This is a genomic window from Streptomyces chengmaiensis (assembly GCF_029846775.1).
Classification (GTDB): Bacteria; Actinomycetota; Actinomycetes; order Streptomycetales; family Streptomycetaceae; genus Streptomyces; species Streptomyces chengmaiensis.
In genome coordinates this window covers 1-505 of sequence record NZ_JARWBG010000140.1, presented here as the reverse complement: position 1 = coordinate 505, position 505 = coordinate 1, and the positions used below count along the sequence as shown (strand labels likewise).

General features: G+C 62.4%; 1 protein-coding gene. It reads right to left on the bottom strand.

Going from position 1 to position 505, the window contains the following annotated elements; translation table 11 throughout:
* Positions 1-461: discoidin domain-containing protein (locus QCN29_RS36765; RefSeq protein WP_279933604.1), on the bottom strand; the 461-nt coding region annotated here is incomplete at its 3' end.
* Positions 462-505 lie beyond the last annotated feature (44 nt).

The following is a 505-nucleotide window of genomic DNA, read 5'->3' as shown; positions in this document are numbered from 1 at the left end:
TACACCTTGAACTCGTAGAGGCTGCCGCCCTGTCCCTGGGTGTCTGTGAACGTGATCTTCATGTACCGTGCCGTGACCGAGCCGGCCTTCGTGTCGACACCGGGGGTCGAGAACGACCCGGTTTTGTCGGCATACATCGAATAGGTGCTGTCGTCTGTGGAGTACTCGATCTTGTACTTCACGCCCAGACCGGTGAGGAGGTACGCCGAGGTGTTGACGCTGGAGATCTGGTACTGGTCTCCGAGGTCAACCTTCAGCCACGACGGATCCGCAGCACCCGACGCCTGCGCCCACCGGGACCCAGCATCTCCGTCCACGGCCTTGGCCGCGTCGTAAGAAGCCGAGTAGACACTGGACGCCGTTGCGGTCTTGCCCTGCGAGAGAAGCACGGGCGCTCCGTACACCTTGAACTCGTAGAGGCTGCCGCCCTGTCCCTGGGTGTCTGTGAACGTGATCTTCATGTACCGTGCCGTGACCGAGCCGGCCTTCGTGTCGACACCGGGGG